General features: G+C 54.5%; 9 protein-coding genes and 1 pseudogene. 9 read left to right on the top strand and 1 reads right to left on the bottom strand.

Annotated features, from left to right (window positions below; translation table 11 throughout):
* Positions 1-86 precede the first annotated feature (86 nt).
* The 8 genes and pseudogenes from rpoC to K239x_RS27135 all read left to right on the top strand — a co-directional run.
* A pseudogene (gene rpoC, locus K239x_RS27165) lies at positions 87-4,328 on the top strand (DNA-directed RNA polymerase subunit beta'); the annotation flags it as partial.
* Between the two features lie 147 nt (positions 4,329-4,475).
* Positions 4,476-5,393, top strand: a complete 918-nt coding sequence (locus tag K239x_RS29000; protein WP_419190121.1) for a helix-hairpin-helix domain-containing protein — start codon at positions 4,476-4,478, stop codon at positions 5,391-5,393.
* A gap of 308 nt (positions 5,394-5,701) precedes the next feature.
* Positions 5,702-9,133: a DEAD/DEAH box helicase gene (locus tag K239x_RS27160; protein ID WP_419189448.1), complete on the top strand. Its 3,432-nt coding sequence runs from the start codon at positions 5,702-5,704 to the stop codon at positions 9,131-9,133.
* 341 nt (positions 9,134-9,474) lie between these two features.
* Positions 9,475-9,906, top strand: coding sequence for a CBS domain-containing protein (locus K239x_RS27155; protein ID WP_145421520.1), 432 nt, complete (start codon positions 9,475-9,477; stop codon positions 9,904-9,906).
* A 164-nt stretch (positions 9,907-10,070) separates the two neighbouring features.
* Positions 10,071-11,513 (top strand): RecQ family ATP-dependent DNA helicase, encoded by a 1,443-nt coding sequence (locus K239x_RS27150; RefSeq protein ID WP_145421518.1) that lies wholly within the window; start codon positions 10,071-10,073, stop codon positions 11,511-11,513.
* A gap of 219 nt (positions 11,514-11,732) precedes the next feature.
* The gene (gene miaB, locus K239x_RS27145) at positions 11,733-13,148 is read left to right on the top strand and encodes a tRNA (N6-isopentenyl adenosine(37)-C2)-methylthiotransferase MiaB (protein WP_145421516.1); all 1,416 of its coding nucleotides are present in this window, start codon (positions 11,733-11,735) and stop codon (positions 13,146-13,148) included.
* A 143-nt stretch (positions 13,149-13,291) separates the two neighbouring features.
* Positions 13,292-14,551 (top strand): M16 family metallopeptidase, encoded by a 1,260-nt coding sequence (locus K239x_RS27140; RefSeq protein ID WP_145421514.1) that lies wholly within the window; start codon positions 13,292-13,294, stop codon positions 14,549-14,551.
* A 5-nt stretch (positions 14,552-14,556) separates the two neighbouring features.
* Entirely contained in the window at positions 14,557-15,813 is a 1,257-nt protein-coding gene (locus tag K239x_RS27135; RefSeq protein ID WP_145421512.1) for a M16 family metallopeptidase, read from the top strand.
* A gap of 37 nt (positions 15,814-15,850) precedes the next feature.
* On the opposite strand, the gene K239x_RS27130 is transcribed toward K239x_RS27135, so the two are convergent.
* Positions 15,851-17,017 (bottom strand): fatty acid desaturase family protein, encoded by a 1,167-nt coding sequence (locus K239x_RS27130; protein WP_145421510.1) that lies wholly within the window; start codon positions 17,015-17,017, stop codon positions 15,851-15,853.
* Between the two features lie 359 nt (positions 17,018-17,376).
* On the opposite strand from K239x_RS27130, the gene K239x_RS27125 reads away from it, so the two are divergent.
* On the top strand, positions 17,377-18,591 hold the full coding sequence (locus K239x_RS27125) for a BaiN/RdsA family NAD(P)/FAD-dependent oxidoreductase (protein WP_145422611.1): 1,215 nt from the start codon (positions 17,377-17,379) through the stop codon (positions 18,589-18,591).
* Positions 18,592-18,593 lie beyond the last annotated feature (2 nt).

The following is an 18,593-nucleotide window of genomic DNA, read 5'->3' as shown; positions in this document are numbered from 1 at the left end:
TTGGACGATTCACGAATCGTCCTCGACCTTACCAACCACAAAGTCTCCCTCGGCCGTCATGGCCGAACCTTTTGGAGCCCTGATTTATGTCGATTGGCGAAACCAGCAACTACGATCGCATTAACGACTACGCGTCGGTTCGAATCTCTTTGGCCCGTCCGCAAGACATTAAAAGTTGGTCGTTCGGCGAAGTCAAAAAGCCGGAAACGATTAACTACCGAACCTATCGTCCCGAGAAGGACGGTCTGTTCTGCGAACGCATCTTTGGCCCTGAAAAGGACTGGGAATGCGCCTGCGGTAAATACCGCGGAATGAAATACAAGGGCATGATTTGTGACCGCTGTGGTGTGAAAGTCACGCACAGCCGTGTTCGCCGTAAGCGAATGGGTCACATCGAATTGGCCGCACCAATCGTCCACATCTGGTTCTTCAAAGCGATGCCTTCGCGCTTGGGTAACCTGCTGGCGATGAAAACCAGTTCGCTGGAAAAGGTCATCTACTTCCAAGATTACGTCGTCATCGATCCAGGCGAGACCGAACTAGAAGCTCAGCAGCTGCTGACCGAAGAAGAGTACCGCGCCGCACGCCAACAGTACGGTGCCGGTTCTTTTGAAGCCGACATGGGTGCCGAAGCAGTCCGCAAACTGCTCAACAAATTGGACTTGGTCACACTAAGCGAAAAGCTCCGTGTTGATTTGGCCGAAACCGGTTCGAAGCAAAAAGCCAAAGACCTGACCAACCGACTGAAGATCGTCGAATCGATTCGTGACAGCGACAATCGTCCCGAGTGGATGATTTTGGATGTCGTTCCGGTCATTCCTCCGGATTTGCGTCCGTTGGTTTTGCTCGATAGTGGCAACTTTGCGACGAGCGATTTGAACGACCTTTATCGTCGTATCATCAACCGAAACAACCGACTGCGCAAGCTGGTCGACTTGAACGCACCAGAAGTCATCATTCGTAACGAAAAGCGAATGCTGCAGCAGTCTGTCGACGCATTGTTTGACAACAACCGTTGCAAGCGGCCTGTGCTTGGTTCGTCCAACCGCCCGCTGAAATCGCTGACGGACATGATCAAAGGTAAGCAGGGTCGTTTCCGCGAAAACCTGCTTGGCAAACGAGTCGATTACTCCGCACGCTCGGTCATCGTTGTTGGACCACGCTTGAAGCTGCACCAATGTGGTCTGCCAAAGAAGATCGCTTTGGAACTGTATCAGCCGTTCATCATTCGCCGCTTGAAAGAGCTCGGCCACGCCGACACGATCAAGTCGGCCAAGAAGATGTTGGAACGAAAAGACGAAGAGGTTTGGGACATTCTGGAGCAGGTGATTCGCAATCACCCAGTGCTTTTGAATCGTGCTCCAACGCTTCACCGAATGGGGATCCAGGCGTTCGAACCGACTTTGGTCGAAGGCAACGCGATCAATCTGCACCCACTGGTCTGCAAAGGTTTCAATGCTGACTTTGACGGTGACCAGATGGCGGTTCACTTGCCGCTTTCGATCGAAGCTCAAGTCGAAGCTCACACGTTGATGCTGAGTACCAACAATGTGTTTGCGCCGTCCAACGGTAAACCGATCATGAGTCCGTCGCAGGACATCGTGATGGGTTGTTACTTCACGACCGTGGAGATGCCGGATCAAAAAGGCGAAGGCATGATTTTCTCCACTTATGAGGAAGCCGACCTCGCGCTGGCTCAAGGCGTCGTGAAGTTGCACGCCAAAGTGAAGATGCGATTGCCGAAGTTCCAGAAGCTCAAGACCGAAGACGAAACTGGCAAATACGGCGAGATCATTGATACGACTCCCGGCCGGATCGGTTTCAACGCCATGCTTCCCGACGGAATGGATTTCTACAACCGCGCGATGCGAAGTGGTGACTTGGCGGGCGTGATTAGCGATTGTTACGCACGCTTGGGTCGTAAAGCGACGATCCACTTGCTTGACGACATGATGCAAATGGGTTTCCGCGAATCAACACGCAGTGGTCTGTCGTTCGCGACGGATGACTTGGTCACGCCGGACACCAAACTGGACTTCATTCACAAAGCCGAAAAAGAGGTGATGAAGCTCAAGAAGAATTACGATCGCGGTCTGATGACCGGTGACGAGCGGTATAACATGGTGTTGGACGAATGGACCGAAGCTCGTGAGTCGATCACGACCGACATGATGTCGGCCATGGAAAACGACGTGCGAAACGAATGGTACATCAATCCGGTTTACCTGATGTCGCACTCGGGTGCTCGTGGTGGTATCGAACAAATTCGTCAACTTGCGGGCATGCGTGGTTTGATGGCCAAGCCAACCGGCGAGATCATCGAAACACCGATTAAGGCGAACTTCCGTGAAGGTCTCTCGGTACTCGAGTACTTCTCGTCGACGCACGGTGCTCGTAAGGGTCTGGCCGACACGGCACTCAAAACGGCTGACTCGGGTTACTTGACTCGTAAACTGGCTGACGTCGCGCAGAACGTGGTTATCACCATGGAAGACTGCGGCACGACTCAAGGCATCACCAAGGGTGTGGTCTATCGTGGCGAAAAAGTCGAAGTTCGCTTGGCTGATTCGATCCGTGGTCGTGTCAGTCGACAATCGATCGTCAATCCGGTCACCGACGAATTGATCGTCGGCGAAAGCGAGATGATCACCAGCGATATTGCTCGCAAGATCGAGCAGATGGGACTGGAGAAAATCCAGGTTCGCACACCGATGACCTGTGACGCACCTCTGGGTGTCTGTCGTCGTTGCTACGGCATGGATATGTCGACCGGTGCCATGGTCGAAGAAGGCATGGCGGTCGGCATCATCGCTGCTCAAAGTATCGGTGAGCCGGGTACTCAGCTGACTATGCGTACGTTCCACATCGGTGGTTCGGTAAGCAAGACGATGGAAGAGTCCGACATCAAGAGCAAGCGTTCTGGCGAAGTTCGTTTGACCCGTATGCGTGCTGTGCGAAACACAGATGGTCGCAACATCGTGTTGACACGAAACGGAGAGATCTCGCTGGTCGATGACCGTGGTCGTGAAATCGAAACGTATCCGGTGCCAACCGGTGCGATGCTGATGATCGAAGAAGGCGACAAGGTCAAAGAAGGCCAAGTCCTTTGCGAATGGAACCCGTACTCGATGCCGATTCTTTCGGAAGTCGAAGGCCAGGTTCGATTCGAGGATGTCGTCGAAGGCGAAACGATGCGTCAAGAACGCGAAGCATCGGGCAACATTCGTACGCTGATCGTTGACCACAAAGGTGACCTTCACCCGCAGATGGTGGTCGAAGACAACGCTGGCAAAGCCTTGGACGTCCAGTACTTGCCCGAACGTGCCATGCTGATGGTCAAAGACGGCGAGAAAATCAAACCCGGTACAGTGCTTGCCGAAATGCCACGTGAAACGGGTGGTGTTTCGGACATTACTGGTGGTCTGCCACGAGTCACCGAGATTTTCGAGGCTCGAAAACCCAAGGACCCAGCCGTCATCGCCGAAGTCGACGGTGAAGTCGAAATTTTGGCCGAGAAGAAACGTAATAAGCGTACGATCGTTGTCCGGAGTGAATCGGGCATCGAACGTGAGCACATGGTACCTCACGGTAAACACTTCTTGGTCCACAGCGGTGACATCGTCAAAGCTGGCCAAGCGTTGGTCGAAGGCCCGTTGGTTCCCCACGACATTTTGCGTGTCTCGGGCGAAGAAGCCGTTCAGCAATACCTGCTGCACGAAATCCAACAGGTCTATCAATCACAACGTGTGGAAATCAACGACAAGCACTGTGAAATCATCATCGCTCGCATGTTGCGTAAGGTAAAGATCGAGAATCCAGGCGACACCAGTTTGCTACCTGGATTGGTAATGGACCGATTCCAGTTCCGCAAAGCGAACCAAGAGCTTGGTACCTGCATGAAGGTTTCCAGCCCTGGCGACACCGATTTGACCGAAGGCACGATCATTCCGAAGGAAACGTTCGAACAGACCAACGCCGAAGTCGAAGCGATGGGCGGAACGCCTGCTAAAGGCAAGAAGCCAAAACGGGCGACGGCGTCAACACAGCTCCTGGGTATCACCAAGGCTGCTGTTCAGTCCGACAGTTTCATCAGTGCTGCATCGTTCCAAGAAACGACCAAAGTGCTGACCGAAGCCGCGTTGGCCGGAAAGGTCGACAAGTTGGTCGGTCTGAAAGAGAACGTTATTCTGGGGCACTTGATTCCAGCGGGCACAGGTTTCCGAATCTTCCAAGAATCGGAAGTCAATTACCGCAAAGAAGCTCTGGAAGAACTGTCTGCTGCACCCGTGCAAGCACTCGAAGACAGTTTCCCGTTGCTCAATGCTGACGAAGGCTCCGCACCTGCTGCTGCAGCTGACGAACCGCTTTCGCCTCCGACGACACCGCAGTCATTTGCGGCGACGCCTCCTGGTGGCGGAACGAGCCAACCGATCGAGCACCCGCCCGTACAGGAAGCCGCTTCGCCGGTTGCTTTGATGGATAGCTTGATGGGCGAATCGACCGAATCTGTGCCGGCAGAAAGCCAGCCAGCCGAAGTCGCTCCAGCTGAAGTCGTTCCGGCTGAAACCAGTCCTGCGGAAGCGACACCAGTAACAGCCGAACCGACTGCTGATGCACCGGTTGCTGAAGCCCCTTCTTCGACCGACGATCTAACCAAGATCGAAGGCATCGGACCCAAGATCGCAGAGCACTTCCAAGCCCACGGCATTGCTTCGTTTGCTCAGCTTGCAGCAGCAGGCCCCGAGCAACTTTGCGAAATTTTGGACGCCGGCGGATTCAACTCTCACGATCCAGGAACTTGGGCTCAGCAAAGTGCGATGGCCGACGCTGGCAAGTGGGACGAACTGAAAGTCTGGCAAGACGAACTTGATGGCGGCAAACCTGTTGAGCCTTCCGATGACTTGACCAAAATCGAAGGCATCGGGCCCAAGATCGCCGAGCACTTGGCTGCCAATGGAATCACCAGCTACGCACTGTTGTCGCAAGCGACACCAGAGCAACTGAGCGAGATCCTGGCTTCGGGCGGTTATTCGGCTCATGATCCTGGTACTTGGGCTCAGCAAGGCGGGATGGCCGCTGCTGGCGACTGGGACAATTTGAAAGTTTGGCAAGACGAGCTCGACGGCGGCAAAGTCGTTTCGGCTCCAGACGATTTGACCAAGGTCGAAGGTGTCGGACCCAAGGTTGCTGAAATTTTGAACGCCAATGGCGTCACAACATTCGCGCAGTTGGCCGGGACATCGCCTGAAGCGATTGGCGAATGGTTGACCGCGGCAGGTGGAATGATGGCCAACATGAAACCAGGCACTTGGCCCAAGCAAGCCGAAATGGCTGCTAACGGTCAGTGGGACGAACTGCAAGTTTGGCAAGACGAGCTAGACGGCGGCGTCTAGTTTTCGCAAACTTCTGTCACCAACTCAAAACGGGCGAGAGCAATAGCTCCCGCCCGTTTTTTGTGTTTGCCGGAGTGGCGCTGTATCGCTGCAAGGCCTGCGTCGGCCCACCCCAATCGCTCAGACATGATTGACATTCCACCGCAGGACTTTCGGGACAAGACTCCCGCGATTCGAACTGGACGATGATCGCAGCAACCATCACAATTTGGTTGCCTGTACAAGACATCGTGGATATCGCACACAGCGATGATCGCACACTAAGGATATTGACTGCCACGAATATCCAATGCCGCCCGGAGCCTAACATGACGTTAGCTGAAATCTGCCGACACGAATTCGGCGCCGATGATCGTCAACGCGGTAGCAGTGCCGCCATGCTTGAGAAGATCGAGATCAAGCGAGTGGGTGATCTTGGTGTGTTTGCCCACGCCGAAGGATCTTACAAAGAGTCGTATTTCGTAGGCGTCGATTTCAGCGAAATCCGCGACGGTGTCCTCGGGGCCCACTGTGATTGTCCGCGATTTGATGCCGTTCAAAACTGCAAACATCTTTGGGCAACCATCTGCAAGGTCGACCGGCAGTATGATCTGGCCATGTCCGGCCTGGGGCGTCTGGAGCTGTATCCTGTTGATCCCGACGAGATCGAAACGGGCACGCCCAAGGAACCTTGGAATCGAGCGGCTCCCTCTCATCACAAAGCAACACGCCAGCAAGCCGTCCCTTCGACCACCGCTCTTGCGCAACCTGCCAAGCCCAAGTCTCGGGTGCCCGATTGGAAGGCAAAGCTACAGCGGATTGCATCAGCCAGCCCGGTTGATGCTCGCGGAATCCGACGCGCGGATGATTTTGATAATGCTCCTAGCGAATCTCAGCATTGGTTCGTGATCTCGGTGTCGGAGGCGGCAAACCAGACCGGCCTGAATCTGTCGGTTATGCGAAGCACTCGCAAGCATGATGGACGTTGGAGTTGCCCTGTCGGTGTTGAATTGGAGCAAACAGACTTAGCCGAAGTCACCTGCCCGCGCGATCGGGCAGCGATCAGCGTGTTGGTTCCGATCGAAGAAAACCAGTACAACTCGTACTACCGTCGCGGCGGCGCACGTGTCTTTTCAGTCGAATCGACGATGGTGGCGACTTCGCTCAAGACATTGCAGGGCACGGCGCGGCTGGCTTGGAAACTGGGCGAGTCGCGTCAACACTTCGAAGACGCTCAGCCGATTAGCCAAACTGACGTCGATTCTCCTTGGGAGCTGGTGCTGCAACTTTCGCCCAACGCTACCAGCAAAAGTCAGTTTGATGTTGTTCCGACGCTTTGCTGTGGCACGGAATCGGTGAGCGTCGATCGCGTGATCTGGGTATCCGAAATCGGCTGTGCGTTGTTGCAGGTTGATGATCAGGCACCTGTCCGTCTTGATGATTATGCTCTCGACAGATCTAGGCCCACCACGGTCAAGACACGCCTGGTTACCGTGCCGCCCATGCAAGCAGCACAGCTTCGCGTGTGGCAAAGTGTTGGCGTGGTCACCGCGCCCAAACGGAGTATCAAAACGGTGCTGCGTGATCTGAGCGACACCGCATCGCAAACACCGCTGGTGATGGATCCGGTGTTCGGGATTGCCGAGAAATTTGATCCTCCCGTCCCATGTTGTTCACTCGTCCAGCACGAACGCTACGCAAACGCATTCGATGCTTCATTGTCCGCCCGCTATGGCGACGTCGTTGTCGCATTCGACTCGCTCAGGCGATGGTGGTTTGACGCCAGCGACCAAGCGATTCACCACCGCGATATGGCGTCCGAATTGAAGAGCCTTCAAAGCGTTCCGGTAGATCGTTTTGATTTCTCCGGTGATGGGTTTCAGCAATCGCTTACCGTACCTCCCGAAGATTTTTTGTACCTTGTCGAAACGCTCCAGGCGGCTGGTTGGCAAATCACTGCTGACGGAGCGCCGGTCCGTATCGCGACCGATTTCAACATCGATGTTGTCTCGGGCGTCGACTGGTTCGACTTGGACGCCAGCGCTGACTTTGACGGTGTCTCGGCATCGCTGCCAGAGTTGCTCAAAGCACTCAAAGCCGGCCACCGCAGCGTGGTGCTGGATGATGGTTCACAAGGAATGTTGCCAGAGCAATGGTTGCAGAAATTCGTCAGTATCGAATCCTGCGGCCAGCAGTGTGACGATTCGATTCGCTTTCATCGGACGCAAGCACTGTTGCTTGATGCGATGCTGGCCGAACAGGACAATGTGAAGGGCGATCGCAATTTTAAGTCGTTCATTCGGCAGCTCAAGTCATTCGAGGGGATCAAGCCCGCCGATGCACCCCCGACGTTTTCGGGGACGCTGCGAGAGTACCAGCGTGATGGGCTAGGCTGGTTTCAGTTTCTTCAGAAGTTTGGTTTCGGCGGTTGCTTGGCCGATGACATGGGATTGGGGAAAACGATCCAGGTTTTGGCACTTTTGGAGAAACGTCGCACCCGCCGCGTTCCCAAAGGCGAAGTTCGCAAGCCATCAATCTGCGTCGTGCCAAAGAGTTTGATTGGCAATTGGATCGAAGAAGCAGCCAAGTTTACGCCCAGGCTGCGCGTGTTCAATTACACCGGTACGGATCGGCGCTCGCGGTACTTGGACGAACACAAACGCGGCAGCGAACCTCATTTACTGCTGACGACGTACGGCACGCTGCGAAATGACACTGGCCTGCTGAGTAAGAACGAGTTTGACTACGTGATCTTGGATGAAGCTCAGGCGATCAAGAATCCCAGTAGCCTTGCGTCCAAAGCCACTCGATTGCTCAAAGGCGATCATCGTTTGGCCATGACGGGAACACCGGTCGAAAATCACTTGGGTGATCTTTGGTCGTTGTTTGATTTTCTGAATCCCGGCATGCTCAACGGCGGGATGACATCGCGGTTACCGCAGTTGGACGACCAAGAAGATCGCAAGCGAATTGGGCAGATCGGGGAGTCACTGCGCCCGTTTATTCTGCGTCGTACCAAGAAACAAGTGCTGAAGGATTTGCCGGACAAAGTCGAACAAACGCTGGCTTGTGATATGTCCAAGCCGCAGCGGAAGCTGTACGACGAACTTCGGGAGCATTACCGAGTTCACTTAAGCAAGAAGGTCGAAGAACTCGGTTTGAAACGATCCAAGATTCACGTTCTGGAAGCCTTGCTACGGCTTCGCCAAGCGTCTTGCGACCCGCGTTTGGTCAAACCCGACTGCAATGTACGGGGCGCAAAAATGGATCTGTTGATGGACCAGCTGGAAGAAATCACCGGCAAAGGGCATAAAGCTCTGGTCTTTTCACAGTTCACTTCACTGCTCCGTTTGCTCCGCGATGACATTGATGCACGTGCTTGGAATTACGAATATCTCGACGGCAAAACCAGAAAGCGAGCAGAACGAGTCAAGCATTTCCAAACCGACGAACATTGTCAGTTGTTTTTGATCAGCCTCAAAGCGGGTGGAACCGGACTGAATCTCACTGCGGCTCAGTATGTCTTTATCCTCGATCCCTGGTGGAACCCTGCCGTCGAAGCTCAAGCGATCGACCGCGCCCATCGCATCGGCCAAACCAACAGCGTCAACGCGTATCGACTGATTTGCAATGACAGCGTCGAAGAAAAGATTGTCGAATTACAAACTAGCAAACGGGATCTCGCCGACGCCATTATCTCGCAGGACAAGAGCCTGATCAGCGACCTAACCGCCGATGATCTGCAGTCGCTTTTGGGTTAGATGTCGCGTCCATCTCTAACACATTGAAATTCAGATCACGCTGACTGTTGCTGTACTGCGAGCTGCTTTGCCAGGGCAAAAGACTCTTGGTGACACACGTGTGCGTTCGTGTCTCAGTAGCTGCGTCCCATATGAAACCCCGGCGCGGTTTCACGACCCGATTGTCGCGCACAAGATCGCGAAACGCATCGTTTATTGGCCCCGACGCAGATGATTCGGGTAATTGCGTGTGCGAATCTGTGTCATCCGTTTCGGGGCACGGGCTTTGCAGATACATCGGCTAGGTGAGAACGTCACACCATTGATGCAACAATGCACACCACACTTACAAAGAAATTTCCATGTCGCGTCTGAAGAAGAACGAACCAATCACCCACGTCATGACACGTGACCTGCAAACGATCAACTTGAACACGTCGCTATCGGAGGTTGGGAAAATCTTCAGCGAGTGCAATATTCATCACCTCCCTGTTGTCGAAGGATCGAATTTGCGCGGCATGCTCAGCTACACAGACTTGATGCGAGTCAGCTTTGCGGATTCGTTCGGCGTTCATGCGAAACAAAATGTCTATGAAGTGCTGGACCGAACCACCAGTGTCGAAGAAGTCATGACGCCCGATCCAAAAACGATCACGTCACAGGCATCGGTTCGCGAAGCAGCCGAGATTCTTGTCGACAGCGATTTTCACAGTCTTCCCGTCGTCGACGACGGAGAAGTTGTCGGCATTGTGACTTCCGGCGACATGCTGAAATACCTGCTGGAACAGTATTAATGCTCGGGATCACGAGGTTGAAAGCCGTGGTCTGGCCTCGCTCGCATGGATCTTGTTGACTCCGATTGAATCGGAGTCATGCGTGCACAGTGAGTCTATTCTCAGCAGGAAACGCGATCGCTAAGCTAACCGGCCAGCGATCTAAGTTTCAACTGCCTGAGCTCATGCCTGACCCAATCCAACTTCTCCGCGAATCGTTTGGCTACGATTCGTTTCGTCACTGTCAGGGAGAGGTGATTGATCATGTGCTTGGCGATCAGCACGCCATGGTCGTCATGCCGACGGGGATGGGCAAGTCGCTTTGTTACCAGATTCCGGCGTTGACGATTGCTGACGATAGCCGCCAGTTAGTCCTGGTGCTGTCGCCGCTGATTGCATTGATGCAGGACCAAGTTGACTCGCTCGTTCGGCGAGGCATCGATGCGGCGTTCATCAATTCGTCGCTTGATCGCGAGACACGTCTGCAGCGTTATCGTGAGGTGAGTGACGGGCGTTATCGGTTGCTGTATGTGACGCCCGAGCGGTTTCGCAAGCCAGAATTTCTGAGCGCGATTGCTGGACGGGAGGTCAAACTGCTTGCGGTGGATGAGGCGCACTGTGTCAGCCAGTGGGGCCATGACTTTCGCCCCGACTATTCGCGGTTGGCAGACATTCGTGCTTCGTTGGGAAATCCAACCACGATTGCGTTGACTGCGACCGCCACTGCTGAGTGCCGCGAGGATATCTATCGTCAGCTGGGAATTGAGCCAGCCGATATTCGACTATTCCATGAAGGAATCGACCGGCCCAATCTGCACTTGGAAGTTGAGCCTGTCATCGACGAAGACATGAAAGCGTCTGCGATTCGTCAAGCGATCGCGCATCCTGAGTACTCCGGTGGCAGCGTGATCGTCTATTTTTCGTTGATCAAAACGCTGCAACGATTTAGCGATCGATTGTTGTCGGATCGAATCGATCATGTTTGCTACCACGGCGATCTTCCGCGAAACGTTCGCCGACGAGTGCAAGATGATTTTATGGTCGGCGATGCCGACTTGGTGCTAGCCACCCCGGCTTTTGGCATGGGCGTCGACAAGGATGACATTCGCGTTGTTGTGCACGCCGAGACACCCGGATCGATCGAGTCGTACTATCAAGAGATTGGCCGAGCGGGGCGTGACAACAAACCGAGTCTTTGTTTGTGGTTGTACGATCAAGCCGACTTGATGACGCAGATGCAGTTTATCGAATGGTCCAATCCCGACGCGGATTTTTACACACGTGTCTACCAGACCATTCGCGAGCATCGCGATCAGTGCGAAGCGTTTGGGCTGGACTGGTTGAACGGAAGATTGCAAAAACGCAGCAAGCACGATCATCGACTGGCCACCGCGATTGCGATGCTAGACCGATACGGTGTGATTGCTGGACCACGGCCCAATAATTGTTTTGACATCATCTCACCGCTGCCAGACTATTTTCAGGACGCCGACGCGTTGGCTGACAAGAAACGCAGGGACCAGCAGCGGTTGTACGCGATGGTGCAGTTGGCTGCGGAAATGGGCGATCGGAAAGCGTTTTTAAATGATTACTTCTTAGGCGGCGAAATGCCGCCGCTAGAAGGCTGATCGTCTCTGCAAAATGCCTTATTTCCGGGCATCGACCCTACCGTGGATAGGGGCATGGCAGGTATCTTGTGCGATCCGATTGTTCTCCATGAGCGGCTGGCGCTGGCCACACGCGATGGCAAGATCGGCAGGGCCCGTGGCTGACGCCAGTGGCTCAATGAATTCTAGCGGTTCAATGAATTATCGCACCGTGGTTTCCACAACGGCCTCGATCCAACGATGAATAAAAAAGTTTACATCAAGACTGTCGGCTGCCAGATGAATGTCTTGGACAGTGAGATGGTTGTCGCTGACTTGAAGCGTCACGGCTACACGGTTGTTGAAACGCCCAGAGAAGCCGACTGCGTTTTGTACAACACTTGCAGCGTGCGCGAGCATGCGGAGGAAAAGGTCTACAGCGCGCTGGGGAAACTCAAGCAGGCCAAGAAACAAAATCCCGACAAGATCATCGGCATCATGGGCTGCATGGCTCAGAAGGACCAAGAGATCATTTTTAAGCGTGCACCCTACGTCGATCTTATCGTAGGTCCTGGTCAGCTCCACACGATTCCGGGACTGTTGGAAAAAGTGCAAACCGGCGAAGGCCGACAAATGGCCGTGTCGCTTTCGCGTAAAGGCGGTTCGCAACTGACGATCGCGCGCAGCCACGAAACATTTGATCCGCTTCGTGACCCTGCGATGCGTCCGACTCCGTTTCAAGCTTACTTGCGTATCCAGATCGGTTGCGACAAGTTTTGCACCTATTGCGTCGTGCCCAACACGCGCGGACCCGAACAAGGTCGCGCGCCGGACCAGATTCTTTCGGAAGCGACCATCCTTGCCGATCAAGGTTGCAAAGAGATCACGTTGCTCGGTCAGACAGTCAACAGTTACAAGCACATCGACGGCGACACAACAACGGACATGGCCAGTTTGTTGGAACAGCTGCACGACGTCAGCGGGATCGAACGCATCAAGTTTGTAACGAACTATCCCAAGGACATGACGGAGCGTTTACTGACAACGATTCGTGACTTGCCAAAAGTTTCTCCTTACCTGCACGTGCCTGCGCAAAGCGGTTCTGATGCAGTGCTCAAACGTATGAAACGTGGTTACACGATCGCCGACTACATGGAGATGTTTGAGCGAATCGAAACCATTCTTCCGCACGCGACGGTCAGCAGCGATTTTATCGTTGGATTCTGCGGCGAAACGGAAGAGGATTTCCAGAAGTCAGTCAAGCTGATTGAGCGTTGTCGCTTTAAGAACAGTTTCATTTTCCAGTACAGTGTCCGTCCAGGCACGAAAGCATCCGAGCGATTGGAAGACGACATTCCTCGTGAAGTCAAAGCCCGTCGCAATAACGAACTGTTGGCGATGCAGGATAAAGTCGCCAAAGAAGATAACCTGAAACTGGTTGGCGAGACGGTTCGAGTATTGGTGGAAGGACCCAGCAAAAAGAGTCTGCGTGACGGCGATGATGATTCACCGGTCGTGCAGATGATCGGACGAACGCATCGTGACCGCATCGTGGCCTTTGACGGCAACCGCCGGCAGGCTGGCCAGTTTTTGGATATCCAGATCGACGATGCTAGCTGTCACACTTTGGTTGGTCGTGTAAAAACGGTCGACGTTGTCACGATCGGCGGCGTCTAACTTCGGCACCCATCGTAGCCCTGCGACGCCGTTCGCAGGGCACTCTGGCGTTTTGCCGCCGGCACCATCCTGTTTTCTTGCGATGCAAGAATTGCCCCGCGAGCGGCGTCGCCGGCCTACTTTCAGTTTGACGATAAATTTCCATGACCATCACCGCCGAATCATCCTTGATCCACACCCAGACGCTTCCCAACGGCATGACGGTTCTGATTCAGAACATGCCCTGGCTGCGAACAGCTGCCTTTTCGTTGGCAATTCCTGCCGGCGTGCAGCAGGAGGCCGAATCCAAGGCGGGCCTTTCCTCGCTGACTTGCGAAATGGTCCAGCGAGGTGCAGGACACTACAGCAGTCGTGATCTGGTTGCGGTCCAAGATAACTTGGGGATGGATCGTAGCTGTGGTGTGTCGAGCGCGATGGCATCGTTTGGTGCAGCGATGCCGGCCGAATCATTGCACGACGCGTTGCAGTTGTACTCCAGTATCGTGCGTCAGCCGCACTTGCCAGCGGATCAGCTGGACGACGCGCGGATGATGATGATCCAAGAATTGCGAGCGACCGAAGACGAGCCAACCCAGCGTGTCATGCGCCGATTGCGTGAATTGCATTATGGCAATCGATTGGGCCGCAGCAATCAAGGCACGATGGAGTCGGTTACCGCGCTCACGCAGGATGACGTGCGCGAGTTCTTTACCAACAAGTATCAAGCGTCCGGTGCAATCCTTGGCATCGCAGGCAAAGTCGATGTGCAGCGAGTCACCGATGTCATTCAACAGGCGTTTGGCGACTGGAAAGCGGAGCCTGATTCCAATCAGGTTCAGCCTAGCGGACAGAGTAAGTACGAATTCATCGAATCGCAGTCGAGCCAGACGCACATTGCGTTTTCTTTTGATTCAATCCCCTACGGCCACGAAGACTATTTCCGAATGCGTGCCGGCGTGGGGATCTTGAGCGACGGGATGAGCAGCCGGTTGTTTGATCGCGTCCGCGAGCAACGCGGTCTTTGCTACACGGTGGTTGCCAGTTGCAACTCGCTGAAAAACGGCGCAGGAGTGTTTGGCTACGCAGGCACGACGCCCGAACGGGCTCAAGAAACTCTGGACGTGACGCTTCATGAAATCGATCACTTGACCGATGACCTGAGTGACGCCGAGCTGGATCGATGGAAGGTACGCATCGAAAGCGGTCTGATCATGGAGCAAGAATCGAGTGCTTCGCGAGCAGCTTCGTTGGTGTCCGACCACTACCAGCTTGGGCGGGCGATGACGACCGAAGAGTTGGAATCCAAGATCGAATCGCTGACACTTGAGAGTGTGCGAGATTATTGGACAGCCAATCCGCCCGCCAATTTCCGTTTGGTCACCCTGGGACCATCGGCCCTGACTACTAACAAGATTGCCAAATAACGCACATGTCAGAATTTCGACAAACCACTTTGCCCAACGGATTGCGAATCGCAGCCGAGATCGACTCGCGAGCGTATTCGTCTTCGCTGGGATACTTTGTTCACGCGGGTTCGCGTAACGAAGTCGACGCTGAATCCGGACTCAGTCACTTCCTGGAACACATGATGTTCAAGGGAACCGATCGCCGCAGCGCCGCAGACGTCAATCGTGAACTGGACGAATTGGGCGGCCAAGGCAACGCGTACACGAGCGAAGAGCAAACGGTTTACTACGCCACTGTGCTACCAAAGTTTCAAGATCGATTGATCGATTTGCTGACCGACATGATGGGGCCGGCGCTGGATGAGGGCGAATTTGAAACCGAGCGGCAAGTGATCTTGGAAGAGATCGCCAAGTACGAAGATCAGCCACCGTTTGGCGCGTTTGAACGTTCTTTGGAAGTCTACTTTGGCCCACGAGGTCTTGGGCGACGTGTGCTCGGTACGTCCGAATCGATTCAAAGTGTGACGGCCCAGCGAATGCGAGCGTATTTCAATCGTCGCTATCGCCCGGAGAACATCGTGTTGGCCGCAACCGGCAATGTGGATTTTGATGGATTGGTTGCTGCTGCTCAAGAGAAGACAACGACATGGTCGCAGCGACCGAACGGCGGCGAACCCGTTGCCGATGACCCGGCGACGGTTCCCGTAGGTATTCAGCTGGATCGTCAGCTGGCGATTGCAGATGCGTCCCAGGCTTACCTCGTGCGAATTGGGCACGGGCCGAGTTCCGGATCAGATGATCGATATGCGGCGCGGGCGTTGGCGACGTTGCTGGGCGATGATGGCGGCAGCCGTTTGTTTTGGGAATTGATTGACACGGGACGAGCCGAAGTCGCCACGCTGTGGCCACAAGAGTTCACCGACACAGGGGCTTGGTTCAACTATTTGGTTTGTGCGCCCGATGAGATGGCGGACAACGTCAAGATTTTTGACGATATCATGCAGGGCGTCGTCAATAACGGCGTCGATCAGGAAGAGCTTGACCAAGTGATCAACAAAGCGGCTGCGGGCTGCATCATGCAGAGCGAACGGTCCAGCAGCCGGCTGTTCAGTTTGGGGAGCCGTTGGTTGACTCACAACGAATACGTCAGCATCGACGACACGCTTGGAAAATTGCGTGGACTAACCGTCGATGCGGTTTCGAAAGCAGCCCAAGACTATCTGACTTGCGATCAAACCGACATCCTGGCGCAAGCGAGTGGCGAAGTCGTCAGCGGATAGCCAAGGTTGTCGCCCTGCAATTTGAAAAGCTGCTGGTTCAGCCGGGCTTGGCCGCGCTCACTGCGTCCACGACGCGTCTGCCCGCTCGGTTCCATAACGCGATGATCTCGCTGGTCAGACTTGGCGCGATCGTTTGATGATACGGTGAATCGTCAGGCAGTCCTTCCACCAAGCGGCGATGGGCTTTGGCTAAATTGTGATACGGCAGTCGTGGAAACAAGTGGTGCAGCGCGTGATACCGTGTTCCGGTGGGGCCCCAGAGTTCGCTAATCCAAGGGCAATGCGGATAGTTGACTGAGTCGAGCAGTTGATCTTGGAAACTCATTTCTTCGCCTTCGTGCGTCCAGCGATGTGCCCCCAGCGTGCGAACTCCATTGAGTGTCAGCACTCCCAGCGAAATCGCGTAGATAGCGATCCAGGCAGGATCAAACCATTCGCCAAGAAAGATTCGATGACCGAATACCAGCAGGAAAGTAACCACGAAGCAGCCCGCTTCTTGCAGGATGACCATTCGCATCACGCGTGGTGAAGCGTCTGTGCGTTCGTAGCTGGGATCGACCAACATCGTTGACGCATGCCGATGGACGTAGGGCCGTGCGCCGGGAAAAAGCCAACAAAGCGGCGAAATGATCAAGAACCTCGCGATGGCTAGGAAGGGAATGATCAAAGCTTGCACAATAAATCCGACGATGACCCAACGGCTGGTGTGACTGAGCGGCAAATATTCCCCATCGTGTTTGGTTCCGTAGTGCTTGCGGCGATGGTGATCGACGTGCGGATAGTAAAGAAACGAAGGAACCAGAAAGAGACAACCGAACAGAGCGTTGTAAGCGATGCGAAATGCACCAAAACCTTCCTTGGGCAAATGGACAAGTTCGTGAATAAACATCGCAGCCCGCATGTAAAGAATCACGGCGATGCCGCAACAGAAAACACCTCCGGCGATGGCGAGCGGAGAGTTTGGCAATCCGCCCGCGTCGAAGGCCCGCCGTACGCCATCGATCAATGCCGCCGCACAAAGATGAGCGACAGAAACGGAAGTCAGAAAATCGAACCAGTAAATTTTTGCGTTGGGCCGGTTCAGATCGCCGATCAACGTGCGAGCTTGTGAAAATGAAAACGCAGAAGTTTTTTCTGACGAGGCTTTCCGATCCGAACTAGCAGCGGGAGCCTGTCTTAATGATTTTTCGATGATGGTCGACATGAGATAGTCCATCCCGGGTTCTACGTGTTGTGTTGTAAATCGAACACACATCCTTCCCGTGCGTTCATCGCTGTATAAAGACCGCTTCCGATAACACCGGCGAGTGGCTTCGAGTGATTTCCGTTCGCTAGTGTTTTGATTTCAGGAATCTCCGAGCAAGCCAGCTGGATCGCGTGTTTCGGGCTCAGTGCCTAATCGCTCGGAAATCCAATCACTGCTATGCTCCACATTGTCATCAGAAGTTGACCCGGGCCAGTGAACAAATGCTTCCAATGGGGCCTTGCGACAATTCGTACTTGGTAAGGATCTGAGATTTGCAGCCTCTACGGATAATCGTGATCGGTGCCGGAGCGGCAGGAATGGTGGCAGCCGCCGAGGCTGCTCGCCGCGGCGCTTCGGTGATTTTGCTGGAAAAAAACACCAAGACTGGTGTCAAGATCCTGATGTCAGGTGGCACACGGTGCAATTTGACGCATGACACTGACGCTCGCGGGATCACTGACTCGTTCGGTCACGCGAAGCGATTTTTGCAGAAAAGCGTCGGTAGTTTTCCACCCAGAGACGTCGTGGAAATGTTCAATAGGCTTGGCGTCCCGACGAAAAGGGAGGTCAGCGGAAAGATTTTTCCGGAGTCCAATCGTGCCATTGATGTCCGTGATGCATTGCACAATGCCGTGGTGCGCAGTGGGACGGAGATTCGCTTGCAGTCGCCAGTTCAGTCGGTGACACGCGAAAACAACATTTGGCACGTGGTTACCGAACACGAAACGCTGCAAGCCGACCGGGTCATTGTCACCGCAGGAGGTCGAAGCTGGCCAGGTTGCGGCACAACCGGCGACGCCTACGCCTGGCTGAAAAAGCTGGGGCACACGATTGTGACGACGCGTCCGGCGCTGGTGCCACTGGTCGGAGGACACGCGTGGACCAAAGAATTGTCAGGGATCACGTTAGACGACTGCGTTGCCAGCGTGAGATCCGTGGGGGCAAAGGCAAAGAAGAAACCTCTGATCGAACGACGATCAAGTTGGTTGTTCACTCACTTTGGTTTTTCGGGACCGGCAGCCATGGATGTCAGTGGAACGATCACGGCCGCGTCTTCGTTGAAAGACGTTCAGCTGACGTTGGATTTGTTGCCCGGCGTACCCGTTTCTGAATTGGAGGCGGTGCTTTCGGATCGCAGCGGAGACGGCGGGCGACGAAAAGTTGCAACGGTTTTTTCACAATGGTTGCCCGGCCGATTGGTCGATGCATTGGCGGTACAGTCCGGAGGCAATGTGTCGATTGCCGAGTTGCCCGCCGCGGTGATGCAGCGTTGGATCGAAAACACGAAGCGGTTGCACATGCCCGTCAACGGAACCCGCGGGTTTGCCAAAGCAGAAGTGACCGCTGGCGGCGTGGCGCTCAAGGAAGTCGATCCGCGCACGATGGCTAGCCGAATCGTTGATGACCTTTTCATCGCGGGCGAAGTACTGGACGTCGACGGATGGATTGGCGGTTACAATTTCCAAGCAGCGTTTGCGACGGGGCGATCCGCTGCGATTGGGGCGACTGCGACTGGTGACAGGACGGATTGAAT

The organism is Stieleria marina, from assembly GCA_007741555.1.
In the GTDB taxonomy this organism is placed as follows: Bacteria; Planctomycetota; Planctomycetia; order Pirellulales; family Pirellulaceae; genus K23-9.
Note: the sequence above shows the minus strand (reverse complement) of the source record. Positions and strands in the feature narration are given on the sequence as shown.

Coding starts and splice junctions, on each gene's coding strand:
- K239x_RS27140 (WP_145421514.1), top strand. CDS start 13,292: ATGACCATCACCGCCGAATCATCCTTGATCCACACCCAGACGCTTCCC.
- K239x_RS27160 (WP_419189448.1), top strand. CDS start 5,702: ATGACGTTAGCTGAAATCTGCCGACACGAATTCGGCGCCGATGATCGT.
- K239x_RS27150 (WP_145421518.1), top strand. CDS start 10,071: ATGCCTGACCCAATCCAACTTCTCCGCGAATCGTTTGGCTACGATTCG.
- K239x_RS27135 (WP_145421512.1), top strand. CDS start 14,557: ATGTCAGAATTTCGACAAACCACTTTGCCCAACGGATTGCGAATCGCA.
- K239x_RS29000 (WP_419190121.1), top strand. CDS start 4,476: ATGGATAGCTTGATGGGCGAATCGACCGAATCTGTGCCGGCAGAAAGC.
- miaB (WP_145421516.1), top strand. CDS start 11,733: ATGAATAAAAAAGTTTACATCAAGACTGTCGGCTGCCAGATGAATGTC.
- K239x_RS27125 (WP_145422611.1), top strand. CDS start 17,377: ATGGTGGCAGCCGCCGAGGCTGCTCGCCGCGGCGCTTCGGTGATTTTG.
- K239x_RS27155 (WP_145421520.1), top strand. CDS start 9,475: ATGTCGCGTCTGAAGAAGAACGAACCAATCACCCACGTCATGACACGT.
- K239x_RS27130 (WP_145421510.1), bottom strand. CDS start 17,017: ATGTCGACCATCATCGAAAAATCATTAAGACAGGCTCCCGCTGCTAGT.